The sequence below is a fragment of the Emticicia soli genome (assembly GCF_037860775.1).
In the GTDB taxonomy this organism is placed as follows: Bacteria; Bacteroidota; Bacteroidia; order Cytophagales; family Spirosomataceae; genus Emticicia; species Emticicia soli.
In genome coordinates this window covers 337,112-357,186 of the sequence record NZ_JBBEWC010000008.1, presented here as the reverse complement: position 1 = coordinate 357,186, position 20,075 = coordinate 337,112, and the positions used below count along the sequence as shown (strand labels likewise).

Below are 20,075 nucleotides of genomic sequence, written 5' to 3'. Positions count from 1 at the left end.
ATATAAGTCAAAAAATACTTACGCAAGTCTCAATACTTCAAAGCGGCGTTGTAGTAGGTAGAAACTACCAAACAATACACTTGAATAGAATAAATCACCTATAATCTGGTTTTTCAGGAATGGTAAACCGGCTTGATAAGAAGCCACAATGCCCGTCCAGTTATGCGGGTAATGCCCTAGCATTGGGTCGGCTATTGGTGCTTCGGGGTACAAGAAAGCAAAGTTGGTAATTAAGAAGAAAACCAACGAGCTAGCAACTGCAGCTGTTAAGACTCTTAAAACCGTAACTTTTTGCAAACCAAAGATACCAATCAATGAAACCAGCGCAAACGAGCCATAAACTACCGGCATACCTGAGTGAAAACCCCAGCCTGTGAGTAATTCCTGCATTGTATCGCTGATGAGCATGGCTGCAAACGGAACCAGAAATGCCATCCAGCGATTACTGAAATAGGCTCCTCCGAACAAAGCAATAGCTGCCATTGGCGTAAAATTGAACGGATGCGGAAAAAATCTTGACAAAGCGGCTAATACAATAATTGCGGCCAGTGTCGAATAACGAGTAATATTCATAATAAATCAGTATTTCAGTAATTGGCTGATTGTTAATCAGCACAAATCACCACAAAAGTACAAACCAAATTGCACATTCAAAAATTCTTTCGCCAATGGCTTAGTACAATACCCATGTATCTTTGCTACCACCACCTTGCGAAGAGTTAACTACCAGAGAGCCTTTGCGCAAAGCTACACGGGTAAGCCCACCCGGTGTTACATGAATACCATTACCGTAAAGAATATACGGGCGCAAGTCTACGTGGCGGCCTTCGAGCCCATCTTCTAACACACAAGGGCTACGTGAAAGCGAGATAGTAGGTTGGGCAATGTAGTTACGAGGATTAGCCTTTATTCTTTTCTTAAATAAATCGTGTTCTTTTTTCGTTGCTTTTGGGCCAATCAGCATGCCATAGCCGCCTGCTTCGTTGGCTTCTTTTACCACAAGGTCGGCAATGTTTTCCAATACATATTTCATAGAGTCTTCTTCTCCACATATATAGGTATCAACATTCGGAATAATGGCATCTTCTCCGAGGTAATATTTAATAATTCGAGGTACATAGGCATACACCACTTTGTCATCAGCTACACCTGTGCCCGGTGCATTGGCCAGGGCAATATTTCCTTTTCTGTAAACATCAAACAAGCCCGGAATCCCGATTAACGAATGCGGGTTGAATGTCAAAGGGTCCATAAATGTATCATCGATTCTTCTGTAAATCACGTCAACGGTTTTAAAACCTTTGGTTGTGCGCATCTTTACGTAATCGCCCGAAACCACCAAATCACGATAATCTACCAACTCAACACCCATTTGTTGTGCCAGATACGAATGCTCAAAATAAGCCGAATTATAAATACCAGGTGTTAATACCACCACGGTAGGGTCAGGACGCCCCGATATATAGCGTAAAACTTCAAGCAATTTGGCTGGATATTCTGAAATAGAGCGCACGCTCGATTTCGACAAAACATCAGGAAAAGTCTGCTTAGATAATTCACGGTTTTCGAGCATATACGAAACACCTGACGGGCAACGCAGATTATCTTCCAATACTCTGAACACGCCATCGTTCCCACGAATTAAATCAGTACCTGTAATATGAATCCAGATTTTTTTCGGGGGTGTCAAACCTTTACATTCTTTCAGGAAACCTTTACTTGATTCGATGATTTCGCGAGGAATGATTTTATCTTTTAATATCTTCTGCTGATTGTATATATCTTGTAGAAAAAGATTCAAAGCCGTAATGCGCTGAATCAAGCCTTTTTCAAGCCGATTCCATTCTGACGAATCAATTACCCGCGGGATAATATCTACCGGAATAATGCGTTCTGTTCCGCCTTCTTCCGAATACACATTAAAAGTAATTCCGGCCGAAATCATGGCACGTTCAGCAGCACGCTGTTTCGTTAGTAATTCGTTGATAGAAAGTTTCTCGATACGCTCTTTTAGAAAATTATTTCCTACACGGGCAGCGGTCTCGGCGGTAAGCATTTCGTCAAAAAAGTCTTCAGTTTGGTAGTTTTTGAAGTCGTAGGTCATATAAGTTTCTTTGGTTTTAGAATAAACTAACGTACTAAAATATTATAAGTACTTATTAATTCAAAATCTTCTATCTGTTTTTGTGCATAAATCCTTAATTTTGTCGTTCTCTTAAAAAAGATGCTATTGTTTGACTATTAAATCGAGAAATAATCCTATTCTTAATGCGGGTATCCTTTTGTGTTCTTTTCATATTTATTCAATTAAATACTTTCGCACAACAATGGCTCGGTATCTCTTCGAGCAATTACGCAGGTACTTATGGTATCTATGCAAACCCGGCGAATGTGGTCGATTCAAGATATAAATTCTTTATTAATCTGGCCGGAGCTAATGCCGATATTATCAATAATTATGCTTCGTGGGGTGCGCCTTATTCTATTATTGGGCTTATGACTAATACAGTTTCGAGCGCAAATCGGGCCTCAAATGGTAGAGTACTTTACCGTAATACTTATACGGAAGAGGCAGTTAACAACAAAAACTCAACAGCATTTTTTGGTACTGATGCTAGAGGGCCATCGCTGATGTTTAACCTCGAAAAAGCCAAAATGGCTATCGGGCTTACTACACGTATGCGTGTTATCACCAACCTCAATAATACTACTGCCTCAATTGCCAGTTCTTTTGTAAATGGTACTATAAGGCCGAGTATTTATGATATTCCACAAGATAATAACCATTTTTCGGCGAACCTGAATGGCTATGCAGAGATGGGCCTAACCGTTGGAAAGATTATCAGAGAGCAAGAAGAACATTTTCTGAAAGTGGGCCTTACTGCCAAGCGTGTAAATGCTTTATTAAACGTTCACTATATAACCGAAGATATTGATTTTACCATAAAGCCTGTACCTGCGCAACCACGACGCCAGATTGTTGATATTGCCAATGCCTCAGGTACTTTCGGATTAACAAATAGCGCTGCCATGAACATTGCAGGATTTAGCCCTAAATGGTTGTTTGGCAATGCTCCGGCTGGCTATGGCTATGGGCTCGATATAGGTTTTGTGTATGAGTACCGACCTGAATACCGCAAATATAAGGTAAAATTAAAAGACGGCTGGACAACCGACGGTACAAAGAACAAATACTTATACAGATTTAGCATGGCGCTTGTAGATTTCGGGCGCATGAGCTTTAAGGGAGATAATCTGGTTTACCAGACCAATGCTGTAAATATTAATACTGTTATTCAGCCTGGTACATTTAACAAAATCAACTCGCCCGAGAGATTAATGGAGCAAATGAATACTGCCTTTAACTGGACTGATGTAGATTACACACATGCCTTTAAAGTACCATTGCCCACGGTTATTTCAACGAGTTTTGATTATGCCTTTTCAGAAAAACTGTATGTAAATGCCACCTGGATTCAGAGTGTGAGAGAGACAAAAGGAATAGGGATGAATCAGCCTTCTTTAATTGCTGTTATTCCTCGCTGGGAGTCGAGATGGTTTGAAGTTTCAATGCCCCTTTCTTTGCAGAATGGCTACCGAAATCTGTCGATGGGTTTGGCAGGTAGAGCAGGCCCATTGTTTGTGGGTACCGACAATCTGCCTGGAGTGTTGAATATTGGCAAACCGAGAGGCATAAATTCGTATTTCGGCCTTTTTATACCTATTTATCGCACATTACCCGACTCGCCGAATCCTTGTTACGAAGAGCGCAGGCCACGTTGGGGACAAGGCATGAGAGACGCCATGAAGAAAAGAAAACAACGTAGACAGTGGAATAGAATAAGATAAAATAAACATTATTAAAAAATAGAGACAGGGTGGAGTGCCCTGTCTCTACGTATTTCAGAAGGTATTTTTCTAATTCTATATCTTCACCCCATAAGGCTCACGCATTTTGCGGCTAAGCATTTTATTGGCATTTGCATCATCAAACTTCTCGGTTTGTGGGTTCCATTTCAATGGTTTACGGAGTTCGTACCCTATATTGGCAATGTTACAAACTGTGCAGGTGCGGTGTCCGGTTTCAACATCAACAAGTGGTTTTTGTCTGGTGCGCATTGCGTTCAAAAAGTCTTTGTAATGATTGCCACCAACAGGCGTTGCCAGTTTAATATCTGTGGCCTTTAGCTGAACATCTTTCAGTTTATCTGGCACATTAAAAAACGAACGGCTTACTTCAATAATGCCATCTTTCCCTCTGAACTGCACCGCATTACCTTTGCCGAAGTCGTGGTGAATCATTTTTACACCATTAGCGTATTTGAATACCATACCTTGCTCGGCGCTAGGGTCGGTCGGCGGATATAATTCAACCGGACCGGTTTCATCCATGCCAAGTCCCCATTGCGCAATATCAAACATGTGTGCGCCCCAGTCGGTAACATCGCCACCGCCAAAACCTTTGTAATAGCGCCATTTACCCCAAAAGGTATCTTCGAGGCGTGGAGCCAGAAAATGATGGTATCCGTGTGGTTGGTTTGGCCCAAGCCACATATCCCAGTTCATGGTGCTTGGCACAGTTTCCGGCTGAAAATCAACGGGCTTCGGAGGGCCGCCGATAGTTACACGTACTTCGGTAACCTCGCCTATATATCCGTTTCTTACCAGTTCACAGGCTTTTCTGAAATTATCGCCTGAGCGTTGCATGCTACCAGTTTGTAAAACCCTGTTGTTTTTTCTTACAGCATTTACCAATGCCCGGCCTTCGGCAACTGTAAAAGTCAGGGGTTTTTCAAGATAAATATCTTTGCCTTTTTCGGCGGCTCTTATAGCAATAGCAGCGTGCCAGTGGTCGGGCGTGGCAATTACTACACCATCAATATCTTTTCTGTCGAGTACCTCCAAGTAATTTTCATATACCTGTGGTAGTGTTTTTTCTTCGCCCAGTATCTGCTTTGTGTTTTTCACAAACAACTCTTTTGTGAAGTTCTCGGTTTTGGTTTTGTCAACATCGCAAGCGGCCAGAAGATTAATTTCTTTGGTCTCTAAAAAGCGCCCTTGAAGCCCTCTTGCCTGACGGCCAACACCAATAAAGCCCAGATTGATTACATCGCTGGGGGCTAAAAAGCCTTTGCCCAATACATTACGTGGCACTATCGAGAATGCTGCCAGCGTACCAGTAGTTTTTAAGAAGTTTCGGCGGGTTGTCATAGTTTAAAAGGTTGAATTTTAATGGAGGGATGAATCTGATTGAACAGATATTCAAATATAAGTCAGTAAATTAACTTCTATAGCCAAAAAGATTTATTTCTTTCAACTCAGGCTAAATCATTAATGTTGTTTAATATAAATGCATTCGGGTGGCGAGTCATATTGATACGTGGGTAATACTCAACAGCTTTAGGTGCCGAAAGCAAAATTAAAGTAGCCTGTGGGCTCGCCAGTTTGGTTTGGCGTATCAGTTCTTTGCCGATACCCAGCTTCTGATAGGCTTCGTCAACAAACAAATCAGATAGATACGTACAGAAAACCCAATCTGTTACTGAGCGTGCTACGCCTACCAGTTTATTATCAATTCTGGCCGTAATAACCAGATTGGCGTTTTCGACCATTGCTTTTATGCGTTCGAGGTCTTCGATTGGTCGTCTTTCGCCTAAGCTAGAGGCAACGAGGGTTTCTAGAAATTCCTGCCAGTCAAGATTTTTTTCTTGGGTATATTGTACAGTTGTATCCATAAAGTTGATTTATTGTTTTCAGCAAAACTAACAAAAGTTTTAGGATAAAATTTCTGACTAAGTAGAATTTATCGTCTTTCTACGCACAAAATCATAAAAAAGCCAAAGACATGCATTTGCAACATCTTTGGCCTGGTAAATTTTGCAAAATCCTACTTTTGGTTTTCTTCAATGTTTTTTTGTTCTTTTGGTTTATTGGTTAGCAAAGCCTGTAAATCTTTAAAATGCTCTAACAATAGTGCTTGGTTTTTGTTAGAGTTGGCTAGCGCTTGTTTTAATTCAGCCAATTCAACTTTGAGCTTGGTATTTTCTGATTCTATTACTTTTGTTCTTTTCTCTAACGCATGAATTGCAATCAAATTAATTCCATCAAAATCGCCACTATTAATTGTTGTATCATTACCGATTATTCCTAATTCATCTCTACCAAATGCAGCGAAAAAATCCTGTGCCATAGGGCCATAATGGCGTTCTGTCGAGTTTTTAAAATTCCAGCTTGTTAATTTCAGTTTTGAGATTTTCCTAAGTATGTCTTCGCCGTTTACGGGTCTGAATCGTTCCTTTTTTGTTGAGTCTGAAGTGCCAGACCAAGAGCCCTGCCCTTCGTTGAGTTGTACAAATGTACTTTTATCATCTTTTGTATAAAAGCGGTAGGAACGGAAACCAGTCGCAAGTTGGTAAGCTGAATTTGTACTAACATAATATCCGCTTAATGCCATACTATTATTATTATAGGCAGTTGCAGAAGAACCAATAGCTATTGAATTAAAGCCTAATGTTGAGCCTCCTATGGCAATATTTCCATTGCCACCTGCAGAGGAAAAAGAACCAAGTGCAATAGAACCCGTGCCAATAGCCTTACTTTGTTGCCCAATGGCCATTGAGTTATCGCCGTATGCTTTGGCACCTGAACCAATTGCTGTTGAGGAATTTCCGGCAGCACGTGACACTTCTCCAACGGCAAAGCTATTTCTGCCGCTATGATATACCAAGCCACTACTTATGCTCTCGGTATAAAAATCTTGGAAAGAAGATGGATTTGACGAAAATACTCCCTGATATAAAAGTTGAAATCCTGAGACAACCCCTGACTCTTTAATGAAATGCAAGAAAATTCTGTTACCTGCTAAAAAAAATGTCCGCCCAAGATACTGACTTGCATTAAAGCGGTTTATTGTAAGTATTTTTCCATCAGCATTATTAATATCGCTGGAAGTACTAAATACTATTCTATTGGTAAAATAAGGGTCTGAATTTATGTCACCAATATCCAGGTTCTCAAAGTTAAAGTTGATGCCATAGGTTGTTCGACCATCTCCGGCATAAATACCGATTTCAATTATGGAGCTTAAACTCATACCAGACTGTGTGTTTCCTGTACCGCTTGGGTCTAGAATTCTCGCATTTAGGTCATAAATAGACGGAATACTGCCATTGGGGTCAACATTGGCTTGCATAGTATAGGTATTACTTGCTGGGGCTGGATTTAAATAGTAATCTCTTGATAATCTTATGTTTTCACCGATTACATCAAGTGTAGTAACAGGAGTATCAGTATTAATACCTACTTTATTATTATTGTTAAGATAGACATTACTCCCATTAATCAGCCAAGGACTAGCACCTCCGCCTGACTGAGCTAGGTTTGTCCAGTTACTTCCCGTATAGTATTGGTGTGTATTTTGGGTTACATTAAATATTGTTGCACCAATAGGAATAGCCCCACTAGGCCGAGTATTGTTAGTGTATCTCGGAAATACAACCGCATTGGTTGAGATTTCGGCGCTAGCTTGACCCCAAATCTTTAAAGAAAGTAACAGAAAAATAGATAGAATAAAGTAAAAATAGCGCATTTTGTTAGATTTTTAAATTATTAACCATAAAAGCCTAATTACACCCACCGATTTCGGCCTTAAATACTGTTCCCTTATCTGCTTTAAAATTAGGGTTTAGCAGAATCGTGTTTGCCTGCAAAGTTACTTTAGCAGTTCCTGTAATTTGATTAGAGGCTTGAATACTACCATTTAATTTGGATGCTTGTTTTAGTATATTCCCCAAAGAAATATTGTCTGTCGGAGAAACTAATGATAATTGCGTAGAGCAAGGAGAGATAAGTACTAAAGGATTAGATAAAACAGTACAATTATTATTATTATACTTCAACAAAGTATTAAGGCCCGATAACCAACCAGAACCACTCCCAATCAAAGAAATATATTGCAAGCGGTGCGGAGTTACATTAGATACTTTCTGCCAGTTTGCACCGCCATTATTTGTTGAAAATAACCCTTTACTGCTTACTAACCAACCGTTATTTGTATCAAAAAACTTTATGTCTTTATACATATTACCGCTTACGCCTCCTATATCGTTTATTGGTGTCCAGCTAATACCGCCATTAGAAGTTTTGGCAATACGGTTATCGGTAAGCACCCAACCATTGTTGGCATCTTTAAAATCGAAAGCCCGATGAGTCTCATTATAGATGCTCGAGAGACCTGTATTATACAACTGCCAATTTTCGCCGCCATCAACTGTACGGTATATTTTTCCGGTTGATTCTAGTATCCAGCCGTACTCTGAATTTATAAAATGAACATCGGAATACTCTAAGTCATCGAAAGAGGGCATCTGTGTCCATGTAACCCCACCGTTTTTTGTTCGCAGAACTTTGCTGCCTACAACCCAACCCAAGTTTGCATCTAAAAAATAGCAATCTTTTAATTCGGCATAAGTATTTTCAAGGCCGCTTACCTGGGCAGTCCAGTTATTACCTCCGTCAATAGTTTTGTTAATTTTTCCATTTGTTCCTACAACCCAACCTATGTTATTGTTTAAAAAAAAGACTCCGTTAAGTATAATGTATGTGCTGTTGGGGTATTGCTTTGTCCAGCTCGTACCGCTGTCGGTGGTCTTAATAAGTTTATTGTTTGCAATTACCCAGCCTGTTGTAGAATTCACAAAAGATGCTTTACCGAAACCGTTGGTGAAAAAGTCGTTTTGTGGATACCAGCTACTCCCCCCATCTGTAGTATGATAGACAAGCCCATACCAACCTACCAGCCAACCCTTTGAGGCATTGATGAAATGCACCCCTGTAATTGATGACCCAAACCCCAGGCCGTCTACATCTCCTATTATCTGGTAGTTCCAGGTATTACCCCCATCAGTTGTTCTGAAAATTCTCTCTGATGCAATCGCATAGCCATTATTCTGAGAAGTAAACTGAAAATCGCTTGCTCTGGTAGAAATCCTCCCTGATAGGGCTGTCCATGTTGCTCCACCGTTTGTAGTTTTCAGGAAAGTCATTGTACCCGCCAGGTTGTACATGGCCCACCCATTATTATTGTCTATAAAGCTAAGTTTAATGAATTGAGCGCCCGAATATGTAAAAGTTTGCCAACTTGCACCTGCATTGTTTGTATAAAGAATTTTATCATAAGCTAGCAAAACCCAATGCGAAGCACTACTGAAATACCCATCAACAAAATAAATATTACCTTCAATTTCAGTGGTTTGAGTCCAGGTTTGTCCGCCGTTCTGAGTTCTGAAAATCCCGTCTGTCTGGGTCATTATCCAACCATTACTTAGGTCTTTAAAAAAAACAGCGTGTATATCTGAACTTATCCCGATATTGACCGATAACCATTTTTTACCGCCATCAGAAGTTCTTAATACCGTTCCACGAGTACCTACTGCCCATCCGTTCTGATTATTTGAAAAAAATATATCTTTTAGTTCAAAACTGCTATTACTTGTTTGGTTTTCCCAGTTTGCTCCCCCATCAATTGTGTGTACAATTGTTCCTTCCAGACCTACTGCCCACCCCTCTTTTTCATTAATAAAAAAAACTTCGTTTAGGTCCATATTATGAAATGCAGGCGTGTGTTGTTGCCATTTAGGGGCTGTGATTTCGGCTGTGTATGTTCCTCCGGTTTTTGCATAAATATAATTACCGCTATCAGGTATGTTAGTTCCGTTTAACTTCCATAGTACATTACTTGCATAAGGTGCATTTACCGACAGAATAGTACTGTCGTTGGCCTCAATCGGATTTTTGCCTGCCACAATATTGTAGGTAGGCGTATTACAGGGCCTAACGTTAAGGGCAATGCTGCCTGTATTACTACAATTATTTAGGGTACAGGTGGCATAATAAACGATACTGGCCGAGGGGCTTACTGTAATGGTAGCAGTTGTAGCATTGTTTGACCAACTAAGCGAACCAGCACACCCACTGGCACTAAGTGTAACAGTAGTATTGGCAGGTATATCGGTTGATGGACTAGCACTGATAACGGGAGCGGATAATGTACAAGGGCTTACTACGTTAAATGTTTTTGTGTATGTTTGGCTGCCAAATGTAACCTGAAACGTCCATTCCCCAATCTCGGCATTAGTAGGGAGCGTATAATAGTAATAAAAATAAAATGCCGGAAACATGCCTGATTGATTCCAGGTGAAATTATATGTGGCATAAGTACTTCCATTAGGTCGTGAGATTATTGAGCTGAAATTATCACCTTCTTGTAAGTCTCTCCCCCACAAGGTTATATAAATAACCTGACCTCTTAAGAAGTCATTTTGGATATTCATAAGGTTTTGTTCTGGCGGGCACACATCAATGGTTGGCAGTTTTGCATGGGTAGTAATAGCATTAATGGTTTTATCGTAGTAAGGTTTTTGGTTTTCCCACCATGTGTCATTAGTATTACATGGACCCGAATAAGGGTCAATAATATTGTTGTTTGCATCGTGCACTTCAAAATGCAAATGTGGTGCAGTAGAAAAACCTGAGCTTCCGACATAGCCAAGAAATTCTCCTTTCGTAACAGTCTGGCCTACTCCTTTTATTGTTAGAGAGTTTTTCTTCAAATGGCCGTACCACGCCGTAGAGCCATCTGAATGGCGAACATATACAGCATTCCAGTAAGGATTAGTGTCCCACCCACAACTTCGGTCGGGGTTGCCATCGTCTTTGCCAATAATTATTCCATCGGCAGCCGCCACAACTTCCACTTGGTTCTTATCCATTTTTTGCCAGGCAAACGGATACAGCATGTAATCAATACCTGCATGATTATAGCCGTTGTTTTGGTCGTAAGTACGATTTCCGCAGTTATAGTCTTGGTTGGTGGGGCCATACTGATTGAAGCTCTGATTACCAACAGCCGGGTTTCTGTCAACGAAATTACTTATTGAGTAGAAATCATTATCAGGAAGATTGGCTGACTTTTTTAATGGGAATCCAAATAGCGGATGATTATTTGCTAAACGTGCTTTATCCAGACTTAATGTTTGAATATTGGTCTTCAGTCGGTTTTGAATAGCTATTCTTTCATGCTCACTCAAACAAATCTGTGGCTCGTTCTCTGCTCTTTTCAGGTTTCCGACATTTACAATTGGAGACTGAGAAAAAACTATCTGAAAAGATACGAATGAGATAAGGGTAAGTAGAAAACGTATCATGTTAATTTTAATGTAGAAGTACTGAGAATAATCATACTGAATAAATAGAATGGAGTAACCAGCAAAATCGGTTACTCCATTTTTTTGAATCAATTACACCCGCCAATTTCGGCCTTAAATACGGTTCCTGAATCAGTACTGAAACCGGCACTCAACAGTATTGATTTGGCCTGATAGGTGATATTAGCCCCATTCTTAACTTTATTGTTGGCATTGATGCGCCCATTGCTGGCATTAGCTTTTTTGGTTATGCTCAGGCTTGAGTAATCATCAGCAGGAGACGTGAGCGTTAATAGCCCAGCGCAAGGAGCAGGACAAATAGAAACAACCTCAAAATCTTTAGCAGGGTTGGTGGTTATCACAGGATTCGACGAAACAATACGAATCTTGTAGCCTTTTCCGTAGGGTGTGCCATAGGGAATACTTGCCGTGATAGTACCTGCGCTTGTACTGGTGAGCGTTCCCAGACTTGTTGGGTTATCAAAATTACCGAATCGGTCTGACAACTGAGCGGTAAAAATATTCCCAGTAGTATAAGTTCCTGAAATGGTAAACGGAATACTGAATGGATTCACTGAGCAAGACGAAGCCGGCGCAGCACCTACCAATGCCAGGTGACTTTGTTTATAAAAAGTGCTTACGCCCACAGTTCCCCATTTGTTTTTTGAATCTTTGGCACGTACGAACAAGCGGTGCTCACCGTTGCTGATGCTGCTAAGATTTATATTGGCAGAGACTTTGCCCGACGTGAGCCCAGCCGTAATGGCTGCTTCACGCAGGTTGCTGGTTTGTGCGGTTATCCCAACACTTGTACCATTACCAAAGCCGGGGTCGGTATCTATAAAATATTCAAAACTGCTTAGGCTTGCGCTGGTTTCAACGGGGTCTTTAACAAAGGGTCTTACAACAACGGTTGTCCATTTATTATTGGCATCTTTTACCCTTACATTTACCCAATGCTTACCCTCTGCAAGGCTTGTAAGAGGCAGGTTCAGGAGCATTTCGTTAATTTGTTGCACGGCTGTAATCGGGTAGTCAATGCCATTGCCAAAGCCCGGGTCGTTATCGTAGAAATATTCTATTTTTACAATATCAGGTGGGGTAACGGGTGTGTCTGAAAAAATCTTCAAAAACGGCCGTACTATCACAGGCCCCCATTTGTTATTTGCATCTCTGGCTCTTATACTCAAATAATGAAAACCCTCTGATATATTATTGAGCGGGATATTGACACTAAGGTTATTTACGGCCGGGCTGCTCGTAAAACCACTAATGGCTGTTCCGTTGCCAAAGCCGGGGTCATTATCAATAAAATACTCTAAGCGAGTAATGAAAGTCGAAGGGTCGGCACAGTCTGAAACAGTAATAGTTGTGGCATTACTGTTACTGCTCTGGCAATTGTTGTAAAGGCAAATGGCCGTATAGGTGGTAGTAATTTGCGGCTCAACTACAATAGTGTTTCCTGTAGCCCCGTTGCTCCATGAAACCACACCATAGCAGTATCCGGCGTTTAATTGTACTTTTGTTCCACGGCAAACCGTTTGGCTGGCTGTACTTACAATTGGTGCCGATACTATGTCACGTACATCTATTACAACGCCATTCATACTTGTAGCCGTACACGACCCAATAGTGCAAGTAGCCGTGTAAGTGGTAGATACGCTTGGACTTACAGAAACTGAGCTTCCGCTAGAGCCATTACTCCATGCAATAGTGCCTCCTGTGCAATTAGATGCCGTTAAAGTTACGCTTCCACCAGCGCATATTGTCTGATTAGGGGTGTTGATTACCAATGCAGCAGGCGATGGTGAAACCACAGTAATAGTTTTACTTGCAGTAGCTGAGCAGGTGTTAATAGTACAAGTTGCCTTATAAATGCTTGTTTTCGCCGATACTACATTTATTGTGCTTGTGGTAGCTCCGTTGTCCCATAGTATGTTGCCTGTGCAACCTGTGAGTGTCAGGGTCGAGCTGGTGTTTGGGCAAACAGCCGATGCAGGTGCACCGCTTATAGCCAACGATAATGTAGTGTTATCGACGGTTATCTGTACAGTATTACTCACAGGGCTTGCCACAGTACACCCAAGCGGCTTGCACGTAGCGGTATAACTGGTGGTAGTAGTAGGGCTCACTATCAATGGGTTTAGGGTGCTTCCTGTGCTCCAGGTTACTGTACCATTGCAATTGTTTGCTCTTAATTCAGCAGCCGAGCCTCGGCATATTGTTGGCGTACTGGTTTCAAGTGTTGGTGCCAGCGTATTACTGTTTATTGTTACGCTTACAGGAGTAGGCGAAGACACACAAGCGTTTCGAGTGATTTTTACTGAATATTCGCCGCTTTGAGTAGCCAAATAAGTATTGCTGGTAGCACCACCTATATCAGCACCGTTGATTGTCCATTGGTAGCTATTGCCTGCAGGTACGCTTAGCGTTACACTTTGTCCTTCGCATACAGTACTTGAACCTGCAACGCTGATAGTAGCATTTACAGGTGTACTACAAACTGTAAATTCTCTTACGCCAACGGTGCTCCATACATCATCCGTATTTTTGGCACGTACAAACACTTTGTGTGTGCCTTCGGGTATATTGCTGAGGTCGGCCATGATATTCAGGTTTGAAACCAAACTGCCGGGCTGAAAACTAACCGCCGAAGCATTGCCAAAGCCGGGGTCGAAATCAATGAAATATTCTACCTGAACAATATTTTTTAATGCTGGCGTAGCCGGAATCGTAGCTTTTATAAAGGGGCGCACAACAACGGTGCTCCAATGGTTGTAATTGTCTTTTGCCCGCACCGAAAACCAGTGCATGCCCTCGGTAACATTGTTTAATGGTGCAACAAACGCAAAATCTTTTATCTCAACATCATTACTGATTTGAATGGCACTTGCATTACCAAAACCGGGGTCTTGGTCAATAAAATATTCCATAGCACTGATGTATCTATCTTGTGCCGGAGGAATAATGATGTGTTCCTTAAAAAATGGCTGAACTATGGTAGTGCTCCAAGCATTGTCGGCATTACGGGCTCTCAATCCAAGAAAATGTAGCCCTCTTGCCAGATTACTGATAGGGATGCTCGTATTAGTAAGCGAAACAGTGGTATTGGCGGTAAAACTTATAGCCGTACCATTGCCATGCCCAGGGTCGAAATCGAAATAATATTCAATTCGGTTTATATTGCTCTGTGCAAATACTAAACCCGACCAAAGTACACTTATTCCTATCAGAACTACCGAACGTAAAACGGGGTATTTCATACGTAGGAATTTTAGTTATTTGACCTTACACTGATAGTGATACTTAGCGGCGTTGTATTACTGCCCGAACCTGAATTTGTGAAAGAGGTAATAATAGGGGTCTTTGGTAAACCTGAAAGTTGGTAAGCATTAGCACCATTACCAAATGCTCCGGCTTCGCCACCACCTGCTGCTACTGTTTTAGCAGGAGAACTAGCAGCAAGCTGGAAGTCTTTATCCGCCGCATACATGGTGCCATTATTAGGATCAGAACCCCATGGATCTCCACCATTGATAAATATGGAACTTGGATTCGCTCCATTGACATTTCCACTACCAGATGGTAAGCCATTAATATTTGTACATAAGTTATTCGAAATACTTGACCCTAGACAATTAGTGCATATAGTGGCTCCGTTCATCAGAGCCCGAGCATCAAAAATATTATTAGTTATGGTAGAATTAGTTGCCTGATAAATAAAACTTGAGCTACCAAAAGTATTATTAGATATGATACTATTACTAATATCCCGAATTAACCAAATATCCCTAAAGCCAACTATAATATTATTGGTAATTGTCATATTACTACTGCCTCCGTTCGAGCCCATAATATAACGGAATACGCTATTTTTTATAGTGCTCCCATTACCATTAGAAGTAGAACCCGAAACAATTATAGAACCTTGACCTGTGTTAGCAGCCATAAAATTACAACGCTCAATCTTAATATTTTCTGCGTATAGAGATACACCGCTAAAAGCTACACTTGTAATTGAACTATTCTGACTTCCATTCTCAAATGTTATGTTTCCGATTGCTGGTACTCTTTTATCAAAAAAAGTATTAGGATTTTTATCTAAATAGTAACCAGGTCCTACAATATTTACTTGTTTAATTACGGTTAATTCACCATAACTTGGATTTACGGATGGTTCAATAGAAATTATATCACCCGGGTTAGCGGCATCGTGAGCAGCCTGCGCAGTAGCATAAACATTTGGGTCGTTTAGACCTGGTGTATTGTTAACCCTACGTATAGTCTGGGCATTTAGATGCATACTAATACCGATAAGTAAGGCAAGGGTTTGGGTAAAGATTCTTTTCATTTTGCTAATTATTTAATACTGAATTTTTGATTCTATTGCCGATAATTTCTTGATACAATAGCTTTACAAAATTCCGTATTCGCCCAACTGTGCACAATACCCCTTTTTAGGTATTTTTTATATGTGTGTATTAAGAATTTTTCTTATAATTGAGAAAAAAAAGTAAAAAATGGAAAAGAAGACCTCTATCACATTTTTAGAGTATCTCGATAAAATAAAAAACCCTGACGAAGCCCAATATAATTATGCAGAGCAGATTAAAGAGGTCAAGATTGTAAATAATTTTATAAGCAAGTTTTCGGGAGTAGTATTTGTTGCTGATTTTCAGACAGGCACTTATCCCTTTATGGGCGAAGGAATTAAAGATGTGTTAGGTCATCCCTTGGAGGCTATTCAGGAAGGAGGAATGAATTTTATAGCTTATTATCTACAAGTTCCAAAACTGATTGATAACAAATGCATGGAGGAACAATTTAAACTATATAGCAATTTAAAAGATAAACCATTGGCTGATATTCGTTTTAAGATGAACGCTCCAATAACAGATGGAGAGAGGAAAACTCGATACTTTTCCCAGCATATTAAGTTTATCCTCAAGAGTAACGATGGCCATCCGCTCGGTTTTTATGGTTATTGTACTAAAGTGCCAATTGCAGAAGAAAAAAAAGTAACGCAGCACATAGAGTTTTTAAATAAAGAAAACAACGAGTGGCAAGTGTATAGCAGTCTGGAGTTTTATCTTGAAGTAGATGAAAACAAACTACTAAGCAAACGAGAAATCGAAATTCTGAAATGGATTTCGGAGGGGCTAAGCAGCGAAGCCATTGCTACTAAACTTTATATAAGTGTTCATACGGTAAGAACGCACAGAAAAAATATGCTCAAGCGTACAAATTCTACCAACAGTGCCGATTTAATTCGGTATGGCATTGAACATAAACTAATTTAGTTATTGTATTGTGCTGAACCACAAGCGTATAAAAATAGTCTAATAGAAAAACCCAAAGTATGGAAAAGAAAACCTCTATCACCTTACTTAAGTATCTTGATGAAATTGAGCAACAGGCCAAAGAGCAGTATAACTATTCAGAACAGATTAAAGAGGTAGCCGTTGCGAGTGGTTTTGTAAGAAAATTTTCAGGTGTAGTTTTCGTTGCTGATTTCCAAACAGGTACTTATCCTTTTATAGGTGAAGGGGTCGAAGAATTACTTGGCCATCCTTTCGATGCGTTCATGGAGGGCGGGATGAAATTTACAGACCACTATGCACAGGTTCCGACTTATGTTGATAGCAAATGTATAGCCGAGCAAATCAAATTCTTTAGTAGCATAAAGGATATGAAGTTTTCGGATATTCGTTTTAAAATGAACAGCCGGATAATAGATAAAAATAAAAAAATAAGATATTATAGCCAGCGATATAAAATCATTCATCGAGCCTCTGATGACTTTCCTCTTGGAGTTTATGGCTACTGCACAAAAGTTCCTGCTTTTGAAGAAGATAAAATAATACAACAAATTGAATTTTTTAATACTACTAAAAACGAGTGGGAAGAATATAGCCACCTAGAGTTTTATCTTAAAATAGATGAAAACAAACTACTAAGCAAACGAGAAATCGAGATTTTGAAATGGATATCGGAAGGCTTAAGCAGCGAAGCCATCGCATCAAAACTTTATATAAGTGTTCATACGGTACGAACACACAGAAAAAATATGCTTAAGCGTACAAATTCTACCAATAGTGCTGATTTAATTCGGTATGGCATTGAGCATAAATTGATTTAGTTGAAACTACAAGCCCATAACTAGTTTATGTTTGCGTCTGGCAACTTTTAGTTCTTTGCCATTGGTCAATTTAATATAAGCGTCCCGGCCTCTTTTGCTTACTTCTGTAATATACTGAGGATTGAGCAGAAACGAGCGGTGGATTCGGAGAAAATGGTTTATTTCTACTTTGTTCTGATAATATTTAAGTGTAAAAGATGAAATCCACTTTTTGCCATTCTCGAAGTGGAAAATACTATAGTTTATGTCAGCTTCAAGGTATATGATGTCATCAGGCAAAATTGTTTTGGGTGTGCTCATTTTAATTTGGGTTATTTTGATGTCCCAAAATTAGCTCACGTATACCACATACTACAATACCCAAAAAGGGGTATTTTAAACTAATCGGCAAGCAGAGCGTTTTAATTCAGTATCATTTTGCAAAAGCCGCCCAATTCTTTCAGAATACTTTCTGAAACTCGCAATAATTTTTCTTTCTCCCACGTTCTGATTTTGTTTTTCTTCATTAATTATTAATATTAACAAAGAAATCTCTACATTTGGAACAAGAATCGGGTATAATGAGAAAAATACTTTTATATGCTTTAATATTGGGTCTCACAGGGTGTGCAACCAATAAAAAAACGAATAAGAATAATAACAATGCTCCTCGTGAGGCAAGGACAGTAGCAAACTATCCCGAAGTAGTTGCAAAACCTATGGTAGTGGCTATTAAGAGTCGATACATCGTAAAAGATTCTTCGTCTGCAAAAGTTTTCATGGAACTAGATGTAGAGAATCTTAGTAAAGACAAAGCCTTGCAACAAATGAAGGAAACTTTCAGGCTCAGTTTTCTGTTACAGTCTGACTATGGCGTAAGAGACCGTCTGGCCTATAACAAAGTCGACTTCACAGAGCAGAATTTTATATTGCGTGATGGGAAAGTAGAAGTCGTATTTGATATTCCTCGGCCGAAAAACATAAGCAGAGCTTTATTGTTGACCGAAATTTTTGAACTGGCTACGAGCAAAAAATCAAACAACGACCTTGTGATTGATTTCTCGGCGACACGCTTGGGCGACCGATACGGGCTTTATGTTTCAGATATGTCTCGCCCGTTGTTCAGAAATTATATCAACAAAAAAGATACGTTTCAGATTCGTAGTATCGACAACCACGTGCGTGACCTGTACCTGATTCGTTATGCAAATGATTTTGACCCGGCGCAGTCGCCAATGGCTACCACTTTGAAACCGGCCATTAAATCGTTACGCATTGAAGAGATACAAAAAATACAAACGGGCACCCCTTTGCAATTACAAACCGAAGGCGTATATTTTGCAGTAGAAGACACCATGAATACCAGAAACGGGCTTGGTTTTATGATTGTCGATAATCGTTTCCCGAAGTTTACATTGCCGGAAAAACTGGTAAAACCGCTCATTTATATGAGCACGAGCCAAGAGACCCGCACAGTAGCCGAGAATCCTGATGCTAAACAAGCCCTTGACCGCTACTTTTTATCGATTACTGGCGGAAACCAGACTTTATCAAAAAAAATAATAAAGACTTATTACCGACGCATAGAAGAGGCCAATCGTTTGTTTACCTCGTTTAAAGAAGGTTGGAAGACCGATAAAGGGATGGTTTATATTATTTTAGGGCCACCAAATAAAGTACAACGTAGCCGAGACCGTGAAGTATGGATGTATGCCCAGAGCCAGAATTTCTCAGAAATTATTTTTACATTTAATAAAAGACCAAATCAGTTGGCAGATAACTATTATGAGCTGGTTCGGTATCCCGAATATCAGGCATATTGGTACCCATTTGTTGAAGCATGGAGAACAGGAAACGTTATGGAGTAAGCTCCGAATCGGGCAGTCGGCCTGATTTCAAAAAAAAGCAAAAGTTTTTTGCTAAACCTAATTTTGAAAAAACATCTAAACCGGATATAGTATTTGGTGTGCAATCGGTATTGGAAACACTGAAAGGTACCAAAGAAATTGAGAAAATATTAATACAGCGAGAATTTGGCCATGCAGAGGTCGAGAAACTCGCCAAAGAGCGTGATTTACCAGTTCAGCGAGTACCTATCGAAAAACTGAACCGTATCACGATGAAAAACCACCAGGGTGTAATAGCCTTTGTGTCGGCGGTAAACTACGCCAAAACATCGAACGTAATAGCAGATATTTTTGAAAAAGGCGAAGTACCACTATTATTGGTATTAGACAGAATAACCGATGTGCGTAATTTTGGGGCAATAGCCCGTACTGCCGAGTGTTCAGGCGTGCATGCCATTGTTGTAGCTTCAAGAGGTGCGGCGCAAATCAATGCCGATGCCATGAAGACCTCGTCTGGTGCATTGAATCACTTGCCTGTATGCCGTGAAAACAGCCTTTCGCAGGTATTGGAAGAATTACAACAATCGGGTATTCAGATAGTAGCCTGTACCGAAAAAGCTACAGACGAACTCTATAATATAGATTTTACCGTACCAACGGCCATCCTGATGGGTTCGGAAGAAGATGGTATTTCTGAAAACCTACTTGAACAAGCCGACCACGCCACCAAAATACCAATGCTTGGTAAAATTGGTTCGTTGAATGTATCGGTAGCAACAGGGGTAATTTTGTATGAAACTGTAAGACAAAGACTTAAATAAGTTTTTAGAAGTACAAACAAAAAAGCTCTGGTAGCGAGACTACCAGAGCTTTTTTGTTTGTAGATTATAAAAGTTTTAAAGCAGA

Annotated in this window: 14 protein-coding genes; 5 read left to right on the top strand and 9 right to left on the bottom strand. The window is 40.1% G+C overall.

The window, feature by feature from the left end; genetic code table 11:
* Positions 1–18: 18 nt before the first annotated feature.
* Together WAE64_RS15225 and WAE64_RS15220 are read right to left on the bottom strand one after the other, a co-directional pair.
* Positions 19–573: a DUF6580 family putative transport protein gene (locus tag WAE64_RS15225; RefSeq protein WP_340237857.1), complete on the bottom strand. Its 555-nt coding sequence runs from the start codon at positions 571–573 to the stop codon at positions 19–21.
* A gap of 100 nt (positions 574–673) precedes the next feature.
* Complete coding sequence (locus tag WAE64_RS15220) at positions 674–2,104, bottom strand: circularly permuted type 2 ATP-grasp protein (RefSeq protein ID WP_340237856.1); 1,431 nt, start codon at positions 2,102–2,104, stop codon at positions 674–676.
* Positions 2,105–2,268: 164 nt separating this feature from the next.
* Here WAE64_RS15220 and WAE64_RS15215 point away from each other — a divergent pair, with 164 nt between their 5' ends.
* Positions 2,269–3,849 (top strand): DUF5723 family protein, encoded by a 1,581-nt coding sequence (locus WAE64_RS15215; RefSeq protein ID WP_340237855.1) that lies wholly within the window; start codon positions 2,269–2,271, stop codon positions 3,847–3,849.
* Positions 3,850–3,924: 75 nt separating this feature from the next.
* On the opposite strand, the gene WAE64_RS15210 is transcribed toward WAE64_RS15215, so the two are convergent.
* The 6 genes from WAE64_RS15210 to WAE64_RS15185 form a co-directional block, all read right to left on the bottom strand.
* On the bottom strand, positions 3,925–5,211 hold the full coding sequence (locus tag WAE64_RS15210) for a Gfo/Idh/MocA family protein (RefSeq protein ID WP_340237854.1): 1,287 nt from the start codon (positions 5,209–5,211) through the stop codon (positions 3,925–3,927).
* A gap of 107 nt (positions 5,212–5,318) precedes the next feature.
* Positions 5,319–5,735, bottom strand: coding sequence for a GNAT family N-acetyltransferase (locus WAE64_RS15205; protein ID WP_340237852.1), 417 nt, complete (start codon positions 5,733–5,735; stop codon positions 5,319–5,321).
* A 152-nt stretch (positions 5,736–5,887) separates the two neighbouring features.
* A complete protein-coding gene (locus tag WAE64_RS15200) occupies positions 5,888–7,588 on the bottom strand; it encodes a tail fiber domain-containing protein (RefSeq protein WP_340237851.1) in 1,701 nt (566 codons plus the stop codon).
* A 34-nt stretch (positions 7,589–7,622) separates the two neighbouring features.
* Positions 7,623–11,204 carry a YCF48-related protein gene (locus WAE64_RS15195; RefSeq protein WP_340237849.1) on the bottom strand — a complete coding sequence of 1,194 codons (3,582 nt, stop codon included), beginning with the start codon at positions 11,202–11,204 and terminating at the stop codon, positions 7,623–7,625.
* A gap of 89 nt (positions 11,205–11,293) precedes the next feature.
* Positions 11,294–14,467: a 3-coathanger stack domain-containing protein gene (locus tag WAE64_RS15190; RefSeq protein WP_340237847.1), complete on the bottom strand. Its 3,174-nt coding sequence runs from the start codon at positions 14,465–14,467 to the stop codon at positions 11,294–11,296.
* 11 nt (positions 14,468–14,478) lie between these two features.
* Positions 14,479–15,555, bottom strand: coding sequence for a hypothetical protein (locus WAE64_RS15185; RefSeq protein ID WP_340237845.1), 1,077 nt, complete (start codon positions 15,553–15,555; stop codon positions 14,479–14,481).
* Positions 15,556–15,724: 169 nt separating this feature from the next.
* Between WAE64_RS15185 and WAE64_RS15180 the strand changes: the two genes are divergently transcribed.
* Positions 15,725–16,504 (top strand): response regulator transcription factor, encoded by a 780-nt coding sequence (locus tag WAE64_RS15180; protein WP_340237844.1) that lies wholly within the window; start codon positions 15,725–15,727, stop codon positions 16,502–16,504.
* A 59-nt stretch (positions 16,505–16,563) separates the two neighbouring features.
* Positions 16,564–17,343, top strand: a complete 780-nt coding sequence (locus WAE64_RS15175; protein WP_340237842.1) for a response regulator transcription factor — start codon at positions 16,564–16,566, stop codon at positions 17,341–17,343.
* A 6-nt stretch (positions 17,344–17,349) separates the two neighbouring features.
* Here the strand turns inward: WAE64_RS15175 and WAE64_RS15170 are convergent, their stop codons facing one another.
* Positions 17,350–17,643, bottom strand: a complete 294-nt coding sequence (locus WAE64_RS15170) for a LytR/AlgR family response regulator transcription factor (RefSeq protein ID WP_340237840.1) — start codon at positions 17,641–17,643, stop codon at positions 17,350–17,352.
* Positions 17,644–17,903: 260 nt separating this feature from the next.
* Here WAE64_RS15170 and WAE64_RS15165 point away from each other — a divergent pair, with 260 nt between their 5' ends.
* Positions 17,904–19,190, top strand: coding sequence for a GWxTD domain-containing protein (locus tag WAE64_RS15165; RefSeq protein ID WP_340237839.1), 1,287 nt, complete (start codon positions 17,904–17,906; stop codon positions 19,188–19,190).
* Complete coding sequence (rlmB, locus tag WAE64_RS15160) at positions 19,163–19,990, top strand: 23S rRNA (guanosine(2251)-2'-O)-methyltransferase RlmB (RefSeq protein WP_340237838.1); 828 nt, start codon at positions 19,163–19,165, stop codon at positions 19,988–19,990. The genes WAE64_RS15165 and rlmB overlap by 28 nt, the downstream gene beginning before the upstream one ends.
* The last annotated feature ends 85 nt before the right edge of the window (positions 19,991–20,075 follow it).